Annotated in this window: 12 protein-coding genes; 6 read left to right on the top strand and 6 right to left on the bottom strand. The window is 68.8% G+C overall.

From position 1 onward, the window contains the following. Positions 1-59 precede the first annotated feature (59 nt). Positions 60-1457: a sugar porter family MFS transporter gene (locus JVH1_RS01755; protein ID WP_009480094.1), complete on the bottom strand. Its 1398-nt coding sequence runs from the start codon at positions 1455-1457 to the stop codon at positions 60-62. 96 nt (positions 1458-1553) lie between these two features. Next, positions 1554-2570, bottom strand: coding sequence for an iron-siderophore ABC transporter substrate-binding protein (locus JVH1_RS01750; RefSeq protein WP_009480095.1), 1017 nt, complete (start codon positions 2568-2570; stop codon positions 1554-1556). 294 nt (positions 2571-2864) lie between these two features. On the opposite strand from JVH1_RS01750, the gene JVH1_RS01745 reads away from it, so the two are divergent. The 6 genes from JVH1_RS01745 to JVH1_RS01720 are packed head-to-tail and all read left to right on the top strand — an operon-like array spanning position 2865 to position 9632. Continuing rightward, complete coding sequence (locus tag JVH1_RS01745; RefSeq protein ID WP_009480096.1) at positions 2865-3644, top strand: GntR family transcriptional regulator; 780 nt, start codon at positions 2865-2867, stop codon at positions 3642-3644. After that, positions 3641-3868 (top strand): ferredoxin family protein, encoded by a 228-nt coding sequence (locus tag JVH1_RS01740; protein WP_005240903.1) that lies wholly within the window; start codon positions 3641-3643, stop codon positions 3866-3868. The genes JVH1_RS01745 and JVH1_RS01740 overlap by 4 nt, the downstream gene beginning before the upstream one ends. 16 nt (positions 3869-3884) lie before the next feature. Then, positions 3885-5315 carry an ABC transporter substrate-binding protein gene (locus JVH1_RS01735; protein WP_009480097.1) on the top strand — a complete coding sequence of 477 codons (1431 nt, stop codon included), beginning with the start codon at positions 3885-3887 and terminating at the stop codon, positions 5313-5315. Beyond that, positions 5312-6172: an ABC transporter permease gene (locus tag JVH1_RS01730; protein ID WP_009480098.1), complete on the top strand. Its 861-nt coding sequence runs from the start codon at positions 5312-5314 to the stop codon at positions 6170-6172. Before JVH1_RS01735 ends, JVH1_RS01730 begins: the two co-directional genes overlap by 4 nt. Beyond that, entirely contained in the window at positions 6169-6948 is a 780-nt protein-coding gene (locus tag JVH1_RS01725) for an ABC transporter ATP-binding protein (protein ID WP_009480099.1), read from the top strand. Before JVH1_RS01730 ends, JVH1_RS01725 begins: the two co-directional genes overlap by 4 nt. After that, positions 6948-9632 (top strand): fumarate reductase/succinate dehydrogenase flavoprotein subunit, encoded by a 2685-nt coding sequence (locus tag JVH1_RS01720; protein WP_009480100.1) that lies wholly within the window; start codon positions 6948-6950, stop codon positions 9630-9632. Before JVH1_RS01725 ends, JVH1_RS01720 begins: the two co-directional genes overlap by 1 nt. 50 nt (positions 9633-9682) lie before the next feature. Here JVH1_RS01720 and JVH1_RS01715 read toward each other — a convergent pair whose 3' ends face one another. The 4 genes from JVH1_RS01715 to JVH1_RS01700 all read right to left on the bottom strand — a co-directional run bounded on the left by JVH1_RS01715 (position 9683) and on the right by JVH1_RS01700 (position 15879). Next, entirely contained in the window at positions 9683-11791 is a 2109-nt protein-coding gene (locus JVH1_RS01715) for a 3-hydroxyacyl-CoA dehydrogenase NAD-binding domain-containing protein (RefSeq protein ID WP_009480101.1), read from the bottom strand. After that, positions 11792-13000 carry a thiolase family protein gene (locus tag JVH1_RS01710; protein ID WP_009480102.1) on the bottom strand — a complete coding sequence of 403 codons (1209 nt, stop codon included), beginning with the start codon at positions 12998-13000 and terminating at the stop codon, positions 11792-11794. 145 nt (positions 13001-13145) lie between these two features. Continuing rightward, entirely contained in the window at positions 13146-14435 is a 1290-nt protein-coding gene (locus JVH1_RS01705; protein WP_009480103.1) for a ribonuclease D, read from the bottom strand. 49 nt (positions 14436-14484) lie between these two features. Beyond that, positions 14485-15879 carry a wax ester/triacylglycerol synthase family O-acyltransferase gene (locus JVH1_RS01700; RefSeq protein WP_009480104.1) on the bottom strand — a complete coding sequence of 465 codons (1395 nt, stop codon included), beginning with the start codon at positions 15877-15879 and terminating at the stop codon, positions 14485-14487. Between the last annotated feature and the right edge of the window lie 119 nt (positions 15880-15998).

Raw genomic sequence — 15998 nt, 5'->3', positions numbered from 1 at the left:
GTTGCACAGAAATCCGGCCGAATCACAGTGTGATTCGGCCGGATCCGTATGTGCCTGGGTCAGGTGTGCATCTCCTCGAGCTCCATCCCCTTCGTCTCCCGGACCTTCGACCGGACGAAGAAGAAGGAGAGCAACGCGAAGAACGCGAACAGTCCGTACAGGAACCACAGCCCCACCGAGCGGGTGAGCGGCGGGAATGCCAGCGTGACGGTGAAGTTCGCGATCCAGTTCGCCGCCGTGCTGATGCCGAGTGCGTAGGCGCGCATGTTGTTGGGGAACATCTCGCCCAGCATCACCCACATGACCGGGCCCCAGGTGGAGGCGAAGAAGATCACGAACAGGTTGGCGCCGATCAGGGCGACCGCCCCCCACGGGCTGGGGAGCACGACGTCGTCGCCGCTGCCACTCGCCTGGGAGAAGGCGATTGCGGCCATGAGCAGGCTCGCGAACATGCCGAGCGAGCCGACCATGAGCAGGATGCGCCTGCCGATCCGGTCGACGAACAGGATGGCGACGAACGTCATGCCCACGTTGATGATCGCGGTGATCACCGACGTGGTGAACGACTCGTTCTCGGTGAAGCCCACCGACTTCCAGAGCGTGGTGGAGTAGTAGAAGATCGCGTTGATGCCCACGAACTGCTGGAAGATGGCCATGAATATGCCGACCCAGACGATGGGCTGCAGCCCGAACTTCGGGCCGCGAATATCGTCGAACGACGCCGTCGATTCGTGGCGGAGGGTCAGCCGGATCTCGGAGACGCGCTCGTGCGGGTCGAGTTCGCCGGTGATGTTCGCGAGGATGTCGGCCGCCTCCTGATCGAGGTGCTTGCCCACGAGGTACCGCGGAGACTCGGGAATGAGCAGGGCGAGAATGCCGTACACGACCGCGGGGACCACACCGACGATGAACATCCAGCGCCAGGCTTCGAGGTTCAGCCACAACTCGTTGGAGGCGCCGCCCGCGGCGTTCTGCAGCACCGCGTCCGACAGCAGCGCGGCGAAGATGCCGAGAGTAATGGCCAACTGCTGCAGCGACGCCAATGCGCCGCGGTAGCGGGCCGGCGCGATCTCCGAGATGTACGTGGGCGCAATGACCGACGCGATACCGATGCCGAGGCCGCCGAGGACGCGCCACAGCATCAGGTCGGGGACGCTGAACGCGAGACCCGCTCCGAGCGAGGACACGACGAACAGCACCGAACCGAGCAGCATCACTTTCTTGCGGCCCCAGCGGTCCGCGAGACGACCCGCAAACCATGCGCCCACAGCACATCCGAGCAGGGCGATCGCCACGGCGAAGCCCGTGAAGAACGACCCGAGCTCGAAGTGGCCCTGAATGGAGTCGACGGCACCGTTGATGACCGAGCTGTCGAAACCGAAGAGAAATCCACCTACCGCGGCGGCGACGGTGACGCCGATGACCTTCGCGGTGTGTCTTTCGGACATCTGCGTCATCGCATACCTGCTTTCGGCGAGCGTTCCTGATGCGGGCACAGCGGAAAATTGTGTCTCGAATCACGCTACGCCCGACACCGCCTGTCAGGCAGGAGTTCAGGCACCCGCTTTCGTGGCGGCCTCGCTCAGTTGAGGTGTCAGCTTGTCCAGCACCCACGGAGTCGCGAGAACGCTGGTCTGGCTGAGCCCCGAGATGATCTTCGTGTCCGACAGCGTGACCGCGGTTCCACGCCCGATGGCACCGAGGTTCGCGTAGGCCGGGTTCGCGGCGACGGTGGTGTTCTCCGGGACGAACGCGACCACGACGTCGGCGTCGACATCGGAGATGTTCTCCACGGAGATGTCGGCGAAGAACTTGTCCGGATCATTGGCAGCGGCCAGCTTCTGCACGCCGGGAGACACGGTGAACCCGAGCTGGGTCAGCACCTGGACGCGGGGATCGGAGGGCATGTAGACGTTGACCGTCGCGGCATCGGTGTCGAAGTTGATCACCGAGATCGTCTTGCCGGCGAACTCGGGGTGCGCGGCGGCGGTCCGAGCGAGGGTGTCGTCGAGACCGGCCACCAGCTGCTCCGCCTCGGCGCTCTTGCCGAGTGCCTGTCCGACCAGCGTGGTCTGGTCCTGCCACGTGGTCTGCCACGCCTTGTCCGGGTAGGCCACCGTGGGGGCGATTCCCGACAGCTTCTCGTACGTCGCCTGGTCGAATCCCTCGTAGGGGGCGAGCACGACGTCCGGCGCCAGCGAGGCGACGCCCTCGATGGGGGTGGACGTGGCCGTGTCGAGCAACGTGGTCTCGGACGGATCGAATCGGTCCTGCAGCCAGGGCATCACACCGTTCGCCTCGGCGCCGTACATGTACTTCGGCATGCCGACCGGTGCCTCGCCGAGCGCGTAGACGACGTCCTGGGCATTCCATCCGAGCGTGACGATACGTTCGGGTGCCGCGTCGAGGGTGGTCGATCCGAACGTGTTCTCGAGGGTGACCGGAAACCCCTCACCGGACGCTTCCGTGGTTCCGCCGCTGTCGCCGGACGAGCACGCGGCGAGGAAGAGGGACGAACTGGTCACGGCGAGTGCGACGGCGATCTGACGTCTGGCGGTGGGTGCGAACACGGCAACGACTCCTTCGGGACGAAGATAGAAGGTAAGCCTAACCTAGGCTCGAGTGCTCGCCGGGTGGACGTCGCCACTTCGAATCACCCTGATTGAAACTTCCGGGCCCGGCCCGGCCTGGCGCATTCCCGGGTCGTTGCCGGGTTTTGGCTGGTGAGGCGGTTCGGGCCCGGCGCGGACCCGGCCGATTCGCGGGGGCGCCCCGAGCGGCGGTTCGCGGCGACTCCGGGCCCCGCCGACTGCCGTTAGCGTTTGTCTTCGTCCAGCTCACACGCACTATCGACGAAGGAAACCATGGTGGTGAATCCGACTCCCCTCCAGACGGCGTCGCGCAGTTCCCGCGCAGACCATGCGCGCAGATTCGCCGACCTGCTCCGTCAGCAGATCCACGCTGACTCCTTCGCCGAGCGCGGATTGCCGTCGGAATCGGAGCTGGCCGCCGAGTTCGGCGTGTCGCGCAATGCGGTACGCGACGGACTGGCACTGCTCAAGCAGGAGGGGCTCATCGACCGGGCCCCGCGGGTGGGAACCCACGTGGCGCAGCGCAAGTACGACCACGGTCTCGACGCCCTGCTCGGGCTGAAGGAGACGCTGAAGGGGCACGGAGAGGTCTGCAACGACGTCCGCGCCGCCCGGGAGATCAGCCCGCCGCCCGCCGTCGCCCGCCGCCTGCAGCTGGAGCCGGGCGACCCCGCTGTCTACATCGAACGGGTGCGGTACCTGGGCGACCTGCCGCTCAGCCTGGACCTCACCTACCTCGTCCCCGACATCGGAGCCGAAATCCTCGGTCACGACCTCGAAACCAACGACGTGTTCGCGCTGATCGAGGAAGTCTGCGGTCAACCCCTCGGCTCCGCCGATCTGGCGATCGAATCCGTGAACGCCGACGCCCATTCCGCCGCGAACCTCCAGACGCCCGAGGGTGCGGCGCTCCTGTTGCTCGAACGCCTCACCCGGCTCGTCGACGGACGTCCCGTCGACCTCGAATACATCCGCATGCGCGGTGACCGAATCACCATGCGCAGCAGCCTCGTCCGCCGACCCGACATCACGAACTGGGAGCTCACCTCATGACCTTGGTCAATCAACGAGCAGACGTACCCGTCACCATCGACGAGTCGCTGTGCATCGAGGGCTGCACCCTGTGCGTCGAGATCTGCCCACTCGATTCGCTGGCCATCAACCCGGAGAACGGCAAGGCCTTCATGCACGTCGACGAATGCTGGTACTGCGGTCCCTGCGCGGCTCGCTGCCCGACCGGCGCGGTCACCGTGAACATGCCGTACCTCCTCCGCTGAGCGAAAGACCACCCAGATGAAGCGACGCTCTTCCACCTTCGCGATCGCCGCCGCGGCACTGACACTCGTGGCGACGAGTTGCTCCCTCGAACCGTCGGCCGACAACGGGGAGGCGGTCACGCTCGTGATCGGGTACCAGTCCAAGACGATCAACACCGTCACCGCCGGAACGCTGCTGCGCGCGCAGGGATACCTCGAACAGCGCCTGCAGGACGTGACGGAGCAGACCGGGACGAAGTACTCCGTCGAGTGGCAGGACTACGACACCGGTGCGCCGATCACCGCCCAGATGGTGGCCGAGAAGATCGACATCGGATCGATGGGCGACTACCCGATGCTGATCAACGGCTCCCGCACCCAGGCGAATCCGCGCTCGAAGACGGAGATCGTCTCGGTCACCGGCTACAACCCGAACGGCGCACTGAACATGGTGGTGGTGCCGCCGAATTCACCGGCCACCGCCCTCGGCGACCTGGCCGGCAAGAAAGTGTCCGCGAGCGTCGGCTCCGCAGGTCACGGCACCCTCGTGCAGGCCCTCGACCGCGCCGGAATCGACCCGGGCACCGGCGTCGAGGTGCTCAACCAGCAGCCGCAGGTCGGATCCTCCGCCCTGGAATCCGGTCAGGTGGCGGCGCTGTCGCAGTTCGTCGCCTGGCCCGGGCTTCTCGTCTTCCAGGACAAGGCCAAGCTGCTGTTCGACGGCGCCGAACTCCGAACCCCGACCCTGCACGGTGTGGTGGCCCGCGAGGCCTACGCGGACGAACACCCCGAGGTTCTCGACGCGTTCCTCCGGGCGCAGCTCGACGCCACGCGGTTCGTCCAGACGCAACCGCTCGAGGCGTCGCGGATCGTGGCCGACGCGAGCGGCCTGCCCCAGGAGGTCGTGTACCTGTACAACGGCCCGGGCGGCACGTCGTTCGACACCACGCTCAAGCCCGGCCTGATCGGTGCGCTGAAGAACGATGTGCCGTATCTGAAGTCGATCGGCGACTTCGCCGACCTCGACGTCGACGGTTTCGTGAACGACGCTCCGCTCCGGTCCGCGTTCGAGGCCGACGGGCAGGACTACGACGCCACGCTCGCGTCCACCGCCAACCCGACGTCGGTCACCGGCACCGATCCCGTGTGCGCCACCGCCCCGGGCGATCCGTCGCTGGCCGGGGAGGTCTGGTTCGACGGCGCCACCGAGACGCAGCCGGCCGCGAACCCGACGTGCCTGCTCCGGGCGGTGAAACAGGCCCGGGCCGAGGGCCGCACCGTCCGCGCCGCGTACGTGCCCGACGCCGAACTGGGCACCCGATGGTTCGCCGACAAATCGGTGTGGGTGCGCGACGGCGACAACTTCCTGCCCTTCACCACCGGCGCCGCCGCAGACCGGTACCTGCGCGCACACCCCACGGGCGGCGTGATCACGTACGACCGCGCGGTCGAGGAGGTGCGCCAGTGACCACACTGCACCAGCCGACGGTCCTGGTCGATACCGAAGTCGCTGCCGAAGAACACGATCCGGCATCGACGCGCCGACGAACCTCGCCGTGGCGCTCACGCCTCGTGCGGATCACGTCCGTGATCGCGGCGATCGTCGCATGGCAGGTGTTGACCGCCAACGACGTGCGGGTGTGGCTGCGGTTCGACACGCTTCCCACCGTCACCGACGTCGTGTCCGCGTTCGGTACCCAGTTGCAGAGCGACCTGTTCTACCTCGACCTCGGGCAGTCGCTGATCCGCATCCTCAGCGGATTCGGACTCGCGACGGTGGTGGGTGTGGCCACCGGAGTCGCCCTCGGCAGATCGGAACTGTTCGCCGACGTCCTCGGTCCGCTGACGGAACTCGCACGTCCGATCCCCGCCATCGCGGTGGTGCCCGTCGCGATCCTGCTGTTCCCCAGCGACGAGGCCGGCATCGTGTTCATCACGTTCGTCGCCGCGTTCTTCCCGATCATGGTGAGCACCCGGCACGCCGTCCGGGCCCTCCCGACACTGTGGGAGGACTCCGTGCGCACCCTCGGCGGCGGACGCTGGGACGTGCTGTCCCGAGTCGTGCTGCCCGGAATCCTGCCGGGCGTCTTCGGTGGATTGTCCGTCGGGATCGGGGTGGCGTGGATCTGTGTGATCTCCGCCGAGATGATCTCCGGCAGGCTCGGAGTCGGCTACCGCACCTGGCAGGCGTACACGATCGTCGACTATCCCGGCGTCTTCGTCGGCATGATCACCATCGGCATCCTCGGATTCGCGACGTCCGGCGCAGTCGAACTGCTCGGCAGGCGCGTCACCCGCTGGCTGCCACGAGGGGAGCGCGCATGACCGCCACAGCCGCAGCGTCCGTGGCCGCCGGCATGTCGCTGGTCCTCGACGACGTCACCCTGTCCTACACGGGAAACCCCGTCATCCGTTCGCTGTCGCTGACCGTGGTTCCCGGCGAGATCCTCGTGCTCACCGGACCTTCGGGGTGCGGCAAGTCCACCGTGCTGCGCGCTCTGGCCGGCCTGCTGCCGCCCGATTCGGGCCGCGTCGTCGCCGACGGCGCGGCAGTGGAATCGACGTCCCGGGACCGGGCCGTCGTCTTCCAGGACAACGCGCTCCTCCCGTGGCGCACGGTGCGCTCGAACATCGAACTGGCCCTCGCACTCCGCGGCGAACCCCGCAAGGGGCGGCGTGCGACCGCCGACCGCTGGATCGCGGAGGTGGGGCTGACCGGGTTCGGCGACTTCCTGCCCAAGAACCTGTCCGGCGGCATGCGCCAGCGAGTGCAGTTGGCGCGCGGCCTCGCCGGGGCGCCGCGGGCCGTGATGATGGACGAGCCGTTCGGCGCCCTCGACACCCAGACCCGCGGCGTCATGCAGCGACTGCTCGTCGACACGTGGAGCACTCACCCGACGACCGTGGTGTTCGTGACCCACGACGTGGACGAGGCGGTGCTGCTCGGCGACCGCATCGCGGTGCTCGGCCGGGCCGGTGAGCCGCTGCGGGCGCTCGTCGACATCCCGCACCCCCGGGACCGCGACCACCTCGACCTCCCCGACACCCGTGCCGCGCGCGCCGACGTGCTCGCCGCACTGAACCACACTTCGGAGACCTGATGGACATCCCCGACCTCGCCGACACCGTCCGTCTCGATTGCGACGTGCTCGTGATCGGTGGCGGCACCGCCGGCACGATGGCGGCACTGACCGCCGCCGAGAACGGCGCGAACGTGCTCCTGCTCGAGAAGGCGCACGTGCGCCATTCCGGCGCGCTCGCAATGGGAATGGACGGCGTCAACAACGCCGTCATCCCCGGCAAGGCCGAACCCGAGGACTACGTCGCCGAGATCACCAGAGCCAACGACGGAATCGTCAACCAGCGCACCGTGTACCAGACGGCGACCCGCGGTTTCGCGATGGTGCAGCGCCTCGAGAAGTACGGCGTGAAGTTCGAGAAGGACGAGTACGGCGAATACGCGGTCCGCCGGGTGCACCGCTCCGGCTCGTACGTGCTGCCGATGCCCGAGGGCAAGGACGTGAAGAAGGCCCTCTACCGGGTGCTGCGGCAGCGGAAGATGCGGGAGAAGATCCGCATCGAGAACCGCCTGATGCCCGTCCGGGTCCTGACGGAGAACGGCCGGGCCGTCGGGGCCGCGGCGCTGAACACCCGCACCGGTGAGTTCGTCGCGGTCGGGGCAAAAGCGGTGATCCTCGCGACCGGTCCGTGTGGCCGGCTCGGGCTCCCGGCGTCGGGGTACCTCTACGGCACGTACGAGAACCCGACCAACGCCGGTGACGGCTACTCGATGGCCTATCACGCGGGAGCCGAACTGAGCGGCATCGAATGCTTCCAGATCAACCCGCTGATCAAGGACTACAACGGTCCGGCGTGCGCGTACGTCGCGAACCCGTTCGGCGGCTACCAGGTGAACGCGGAGGGGGAGCGGTTCGTCGACTCCGACTACTGGTCGGGGCAGATGATGAGCGAGGTCAAGAGTGAGATCGAATCCGCCCGCGGTCCCATCTATCTGAAGGTCAGCCACCTCCCGGAGGAAACCCTCGACACGCTCGAATCGATCCTGCACACCACCGAACGCCCCACCCGCGGCACGTTCCACGCGAACCGCGGCCACGACTACCGCAGCCACGACATCGAGATGCACATCTCCGAGATCGGCTTGTGCAGCGGACATTCCGCGTCCGGGGTGTGGGTGGACGAGCACGGCGCGACCACCGTCCCCGGCCTGTACGCGGCAGGCGACCTCGCGTGCGTCCCCCACAACTACATGATCGGCGCGTTCGTGTACGGCGACCTCGCCGGAGCGCACGCCACCGGCACCCTGCCCGGCGTCGAGGCCCCCACCGCGCTGCCCGCGGAGCAGCTGGCCGCCGCGCACGAGCTGATCTACCGGCCGCTACGCAACCCGGACGGGCCGCCGCAGCCGCAGGTCGAGTACAAGCTGCGCCGCTTCGTCAACGACTATGTCGCGCCGCCGAAGACGGCGACGAAGCTGTCGATCGCCGTCGAGACGTTCGACCGGATGGCGGGGGAGATCGCCGGGATGGGTGCGACCACCCCGCACGAGCTGATGCGCTGCGCGGAGGTCACCTTCATCCGGGACTGCGCGGAAATGGCGTCCCGCAGCTCCCTCACCAGGACCGAAAGTCGCTGGGGGCTCTACCACGAACGTGCGGATCTCCCGGAGCAGCGGGACGACGAATGGGGGTACCACCTGAATCTGCGGCGCGGCGAGAACGGCGACATGGAGTTCCTCAAGCGCCCCGTCGAGCCGTACTTCGTGCCGGTGCCCGGACTCGATTCCCTTCCGCCGGTGGACCGGACGGTCGTACCCGTCGCGCAGCCGCCGCTGGTCGGGGGGCGCGCCCCGGTCGAGGAGCGCTCGCGCATCGCGGCGCCGGTCCGGCAGGAGCCGTCGTCACCGGCCATCGTCGCGGTCCTCGGACTCGACGCGCCGAGTGTCGCCGAACTCGCGCCGTATCTGGCCGACGCCGACCCGCAGGTCCGCGTCACGGCCCTCTCGGTGCTGACGGAAGGAACCCCCGACGGATTCGGGGCGGCCCTCGTCGATGCCCTCGACGACGGTGCGGTGACGGTGCGCCGCGCCGCCGCCGACGGCCTGCGCGAACTCGTCGAGGTGCTGCCGTCCGCCGACGGGCTGGCCGACCACCTGGGGTCGGGTGACGCCGTGGTCCGGGCCGCCGTGGTCGACGTCCTGCGCGCGCTGCACGCCGGTTCGGCGGAGCAGTTCCTGACGGCGCTGTCCGACGGTGATCACCACGTCCGGATCGAAGCGGTGCGGGCGCTGGTGTCGCTGGACCGGTGGGAGTCGGTGGCGGCGGGCGCGCACGACGAGAACCGGGAAGTGCGGATCACCGTCGCGCACGGCCTGGCCACCATCGGGCTCGGCGGTGTCGACACCGTGCGCTCGCTGGCCGGCGACCGCGATCCGCTGGTGCGCGCCGCCGCGCTCACGGCGTTCGCGAGTCTGGGCTGCGACGGCGACGACGTGACCCTCGCGACGGCGGCGCTGCGGGAGTCGGCCTGGCAGATCCGGCAGGGCGCCGCGCGGGCACTCGCCGGAGCGGACCCCGAAGTCGCGGTGCCCGCGCTGGTGGACGCCCTGACGGATGCGCACCTCGACGTGCGCAAGGCCGCCGTCCTCGCGCTCGGCCGGTGGTCCGGCGACCGCGCCGCCGTCGGCGCGCTGACCACGGCCCTCGAGGACACGGACGCCGACGTGCGGGCGTACGCCCGCCAGGCGCTCGTCGCCGCCTCCTGAACAGGTGAGTGGCGACGCGTGCCGGGGCACACGTCGCCACTCACGTGGGGTCAGACGCTCGCGACGCCCGGTGCCAGGAACCGCTTGCCGTTGACGGCCTCGGACGTGCCGGTGCGGTCCAGGTACGGCGTGATGCCACCGTTCCAGAAGCCGAACCCGCCGCCCAGGATCAGGCAGAGGTCGATGTCCTCGGCCGCGGCGACGACACCCTCGTCGAGCATGATCTGGATCTCCTCGGCGAACGCGCGACGCGTGCGCTCCAGAACCTCTTCGGACGTGGACGCCTTGTCGCCCTGCTTCCACAGTTCGGCGACCTCGGGGTCGACGACCTGCTTGCCGTCGGCACCGTAACTCCACACCGCCGACTTCTTGGCCTCGACCAGCGCCTCGAGTCCGGGGGAGTTGTGGAAGCGTTCGGGGTACGCCTCGGCGAGGGTCTCGCCGGTGTGCAGTGCGACCGCAGGCCCGACGAGGGCCAGCAGGGTGAACGGGGTCATCGGCATGCCGAGTTCGGCGATGGCGTTGTCGGCCACCTCGAACGGGGTGCCCTCGTCGACCGCGTTCATGACCTCACCGAGGGTGCGGATCAGGAGCCGGTTGAAGACGAACCCGGGCAGGTCGGCGGAACCGACCGCCGACTTCTTGAGCGCCTTGGCAGTGGCGAACGCCGTTGCCAGGGTGGCGTCGTCGGTCTTCTCGCCCTTGATGACCTCGAGCAGGGGCAGCACGGCGACCGGGTTGAAGAAGTGGAAGCCGACCACCCGCTCGGGGTGCTTCAGGTCCGCGGCCATCTTGGTGATCGACAGCGAGGACGTGTTGGTCGCCAGGATCGTCTCCGGGGCGATGTGCTCCTCGAGTTCGGCGAAGATCTTCTTCTTCAGATCGAGGTTCTCGAACACGGCCTCGATCACGAAGTCGGTCTTCGCGAACGCGGCCTTGTCCAGCGAGCCGGACACGAGACCCTTGAGACGGTTCGCCGCGTCCGGGGACAACCGGCCCTTGCCCTGCAGCTTGTCGATCTCGCCGTGGACGTAGCCGACGCCCTTGTCGATGCGCTCCTGGTCGATGTCGGTGAGGATGACCGGCACCTTGAGCTGGCGGACGAACAGCATCGCGAGCTGGCTGGCCATCAGACCGGCACCGACGATGCCGACGCCGGTGACCTTGCGCGCGAGGGACTTGTCCGGTGCGCCTGCGGGACGCTTGGCGCGCTTGTTCACCAGGTCGAACGCGTACAGGCCGGCGCGGAGCTCGTCGGCGAGCAGCAGGTCGGCGAGCGCCTCGTCCTCGGCGGCGAAGCCTTTGTCGAGCGACGCGGGATCGGTGAGATCGGTGGTCCGGGCCAGCTCGAGGAGTTCGACGGCCTTGACCGGTCCGGGGGCGTTGTTCTTGGTCTTGCCCTCGACGATCGCCTTCGCGCGGGCGATCGCGTCGTCCCAGCCCTTGCCCCGGTCGATCTCGGGTCGCGCCGGGGTGATCTCGCCGGCCAGGACCTGCGCGGCCCATGCGAACGACTGCTCGAGGAAGTCGGCCGAACCGAACACCGCGTCGACGACGCCGAGTTCGAGGGCCTTCCTCGGGTTGAGCGTCTTGTTCTGGTTCAGCGCGTTCTCGAGGACGACGGCGACGGCGTTCGAGGGGCCGATGAGGTTGGGCAGCAACTGCGTTCCGCCCCAGCCCGGAACCAGTCCGAGGAACGTCTCGGGCAGACCCAGTGCGCCCGCGCTCTCGGATGCGGTGCGGTAGTGGCTGTGCAACGCGACCTCGAGCCCGCCGCCGAGTGCGACGCCGTTGACGAACGCGAACGTCGGCACGGACGATTCGCGCAGTCGGCGGAACACCTTGTGCCCGAGCCGGCCGAGTTCGAGCGCCTGGTCACGGTTCGTGATGCTCGGAACACCCTTGAGGTCCGCGCCCGCGGCGAAGATGAAGGGCTTGCCGGTGATCGCGATGGCGACGGGATGGGCGGCGAACGCCTCGTCCAGTGCGGCGTCGAGGGCCTTCAGGCCGCCCGGGCCGAACGACGACGGCTTGGTGTGGTCGAAACCGTTGTCGAGGGTGATCAGCGCGACCGGGCCCTCGATGCCGGGTACGGCGACGATCTTGGTGTACGCGTTGGTCACGACCTCGTCGGCGAATGCCGTTGCAATGTCGGTCATCTACTTGGCTCCATCGAAGTTCGGGTTCTCCCAGATCACGGTTCCGCCCATGCCCAGACCGATGCACATCGTGGTCAGGCCGTAGCGGACGTCGGGGCGCTGGGCGAACTGGCGGGACAGCTGGGTCATCAGGCGGACACCGGAGGACGCGAGGGGGTGGCCACACGCGATGGCGCCGCCCCACTGGTTGACTCGCGGATCGTCGTCGGCGATGCCGTAGTGCTCGAGGAACGCGAGAACCTGAACGGCGAAGGCCTCGTTGATCTCGAACAGGCCGATGTCCTCGATCTTCAGACCGGTACGGCCCAGCAGCTTCTCGGTGGCCGGCACCGGGCCGATGCCCATGACGGCGGGGTCGACGCCCTGGAACGCGAATCCGACCATGCGCATGCCGATCGGCAGTCCGAGTTCGAGCGCGGTGTCCTCACCGGCGAGGAGGGCCGCGGTCGCGCCGTCGTTCAGACCGGCCGCGTTACCCGCGGTGATGCGGCCCGCGGGACGGAACGGCGTCTTCAGCTTGGCGAGGTCCTCGAGCGTGGTGCCCGGTCGCGGCGGCTCGTCCTCGGTGGCCAGGCCCCAGCCCGCGGCGGAGCGGGTGGCGACGGGCACCAGGGTGTCGGCGATGAAGCCGGCCTTGCGGGCGGCCTCGTACTTGTTCTGGCTCGCGACGGCGTACGCGTCGGTGCGGTCCTTGGTGATGGTCGGGAACCGGTCGTGCAGGTTCTCGGCCGTGTTGCCCATGACGAGGGCGCTGGGGTCGACGAGGCGGTCGGCGAGGAACCGGGGGTTCGGGTCTGCGCCCTCGCCCATCGGGTGGCGGCCCATGTGCTCGACGCCGCCCGCGATCACTACGTCGTACTGGCCGAAGCCGATGCCCGACGCGGTGGTGGTGACGGACGTCATGGCGCCGGCGCACATGCGGTCGATCGCGAAACCGGGGACGGTCTCGGGGAGCCCGGCCAGGATCGCGGAGGTGCGGCCGATGGTGAGACCCTGATCGCCCGTCTGCGTGGTCGCGGCGATGGCGACCTCGTCGATGCGCGCGGGGTCGAGCAGCGGGTTGCGGCGAAGCAGCTCGCGGATGGTCTTGACGACGAGGTCGTCCGCACGGGTCTCCGCGTAGATGCCCTTGGGGCCGGCCTTGCCGAACGGAGTGCGGATGCCGTCGACGAACACGACGTTGCGTTGAGTTGTGGTGGATGGAGCCACGCGAATTCCTCCTGATGGAGCAGTTTGGTTCCGGATCACGGCCAGGCGTCCGGCCTCCAGACCAGCGTACCCCTACCGTTACTCACGGGTAACTTAATGGGTACCTCATCGGGAATTCACGCGCTCACCCCGCGCGTGCAGTCGATCAGTCGTCGCCGGAACCCTTCTGCTCGGCGGCGGAGAGCAGCGCGCTCGCCAGTACGGGCACCGTCAGCATCCGCTGCCACGGGCGGGCACCCCCCGCGTCGAGCACCCGGTCGATCGCCGACTCGACGTCGCCGCCCTCGGGGGCCGACCAGTCCCAGCACAACCTGCGGACGAGTTCCGGGGTCACCAGGTTCTCCACCGGCACCGACACCTCCGTGCCGAGAGCGGCCAGCGCGGCGCGGGCCGCCGTCAGCCGCTCGGCGGCGTCGGGGTCGTGCCGCGCCCACCGACTCGCCGGCGGCGGTCCCGTGAACGGCGGGGTCTTCGGAGGCAGTTCCGTGTCCGGCAGTGCCCGGGCATCCTCGAGCGCCTGTAGCCAGATCCGGGAGTGCCGCCGCTGACGGGGACCGCCGAACACGGGCAGCGCCCGCAGTGCCTCGATGCTCCGCGGGTCCTTCGTCGCGGCGTCGATGATCGCCGCATCCGGCAGGACCCGGCTGGGGGAGACGTCGCGTTTGCGGGCGAGGTCCTCGCGGGCCTGCCACAGCGAACGGGCGGCGGCGAGTTGCCGCTGCGTCTTCAGCGACGTGATGTGCGACGTCCGCCGCCAGCGGTCGGCCTTGGGCTTCGGGGGCCCCGCGAGCCGGATGTGCTCGAATTCCTGTGCAGCCCACTCGCTCTTGCCCTGCTCGTCGAGTTCCGCGGCCATCACGTTCCGCAACTCGACGAGAACCTCGACGTCGAGGGCCGCGTAGTTCAGCCAGGAATCGGGCAGCGGCCGCTTCGACCAGTCGGCGGCGCCGTGGCCCTTCCGCAGTTCGAGGCCCAGCGTCCGCTCGACGATCGCGGCGAGACCGACCCGTTCGAACCCGGCGAGGCGCCCCGCCAGTTCGGTGTCGAACAGTGTCGCCGGCGCCAGGCCGATCTCCGCGAGCCCCGGCAGATCCTGGTCCGCGGAGTGCAGGATCCACTCCAGCGGGTTGATCACCTCCGCCAGCGGGGCGAGATCGGCGGCGGTGGGGATCGGGTCGAGGAGCACCGTCCCCGCACCCTCCCGGCGCAACTGCACGAGATACGCCCGCGCCGAATAGCGGAAGCCGGACGCCCGCTCGGCGTCGACCGCCAGCGGGCCGGTGCCCTCGCTCAGCGCGGCCGCGGCCTTCGCGACACCCTCCGCCGTGGTCACGACGTCGGGCACGCCGTCCCGGGGTGCGAGCAGGGGAACGATCTGCCGGCCGGGCTCTTCGGCAGGGCCGGGTGACGAGGCGTCGTCGGTGACTTCGGACATGACAGCTGACTCTACGTCGCTTCGGGATTCCCGCAGCGCACCGGCGGGTTCACGACCGGTTCCCCGCTGCCTCGACGAGCTCGTCCAATGCCGCGGGAAACGCGTCGACGAGGTCCCAGAGGTGGGGTGCGAGTTCCGGGCAGCTCATCAGGCCGACGTCGAGCTGACCGTTCAGCGACATCACCGTCACGTTGAGCCCGGCGCCATGGAAGATCGGGCCCAGCGGATACATCGCCCTGATCAGGGCACCCAGGAAATACAGCGGGACCGACGGCCCGGGCACGTTGGAGATCACCAGGTTGTGGACAACCGGATGCCGTTCCGCCAGGCCGAGGGTCGAGTAGAGGCGCATGGCGGTGCCGAACACGGCCTGCCCGGCGAACTGGGACCAGTCCTGCAGCAGGCTCGCGCCGAGGGTTTCGTTGTGTTCCTTCGACGTCGAGTTGTGCTCGCCGATCGCGAGCAGGCGTTCGGCCGGATCCTCGATCTGGGTGCCGAGTTGGGTGAACATGCCGGACACCTGGTTGGTGCCCGGCCGGTCCGACTTTCCGTGGACCGAGACCGGGACGATGGCGACCAGCGACTTGTCGGGCAGCTCCCGGCGGTCCTGCAGGTATTTGCGCAGTGCGCCCGAGCACAGTGCGAGCACCACGTCGTTGACCTTGACGTCGAACGCGTCCTTGACCGTCTTGACCTTCTCGAGGTCGAGCTGGGTGAACGCGAGATTGCGGTGACTGGTCAACGTGCCGTTCAGGGACGTGCGCGGCGCGGTGAACGGCGCGGGCATCGCCGCACCGCGGCGGGCCCGGCCGATCCAGCGGGGCAGCAGTGTCAGGCTCTGCGGGACGATCCTCAGCAGTTTCGCGGGCCGGGACGCGACGGCGAGCAGCCCGCCGACGGCGATGTCGAGCGTGCTAGCCTGCCCCGCGCTCTCGGCGGAGTCGTCGGGGCCGGGGCGTGGTGCGTCCGGTTCGAGGCCGCACAGCTGGGCCATCATGTTGGCGCCGGTGATGCCGTCGACCCCGGCGTGGTGCATCTTCGACATGACGGCGACGGAACCGTCCTCGAGGCCCTCGATCACCCACATCTCCCACAGCGGCCGGGCGCGGTCGAGGGGAATGCCTGCGATGTCGCCACACAGTTCGGCCAGCTCGTCGCGGCCGCCGGGGGCGGGGAGCGCGACGCGGTGGCAGTGCCGGTCGATGTCGAAGTCGGTGTCCTCGACCCACACGGGGTGGTCGAGGTTGAACTTCGAGTCCTGCAGCTTGCGCCGGAACGAGGGAATCGCCTCGGTGCGCGCGCCGAGTTCCGCCTTGAGCTGGGCGAACGTGTAGCCGCCCGGAACCGTCGACACGTCGAGAACGATGACTCCGCAGACGTGGAGGAGTTGCGTCGACGTTTCGAGGTAGAGGAAGGATGCGTCGAGACCGCTGAGTCGCTGCATGTCCTGATACTAGAACACGTTCTAGAATGTGGTCCATCGAATCGTGAATCAACGAGGTCGACGCCGTGGCCCGGCCCGCGAGACGCGGCTCCGTCTCGTTCTCGATCCGGCGTCCGCCG

It is taken from the genome of Rhodococcus sp. JVH1 (assembly GCF_000280725.2).
Taxonomy (GTDB): Bacteria; Actinomycetota; Actinomycetes; order Mycobacteriales; family Mycobacteriaceae; genus Rhodococcus_F; species Rhodococcus_F jostii_A.
The sequence above is the reverse complement of the archived record's forward strand: the minus strand, read 5'-3'. Positions and strand labels throughout refer to the sequence as shown.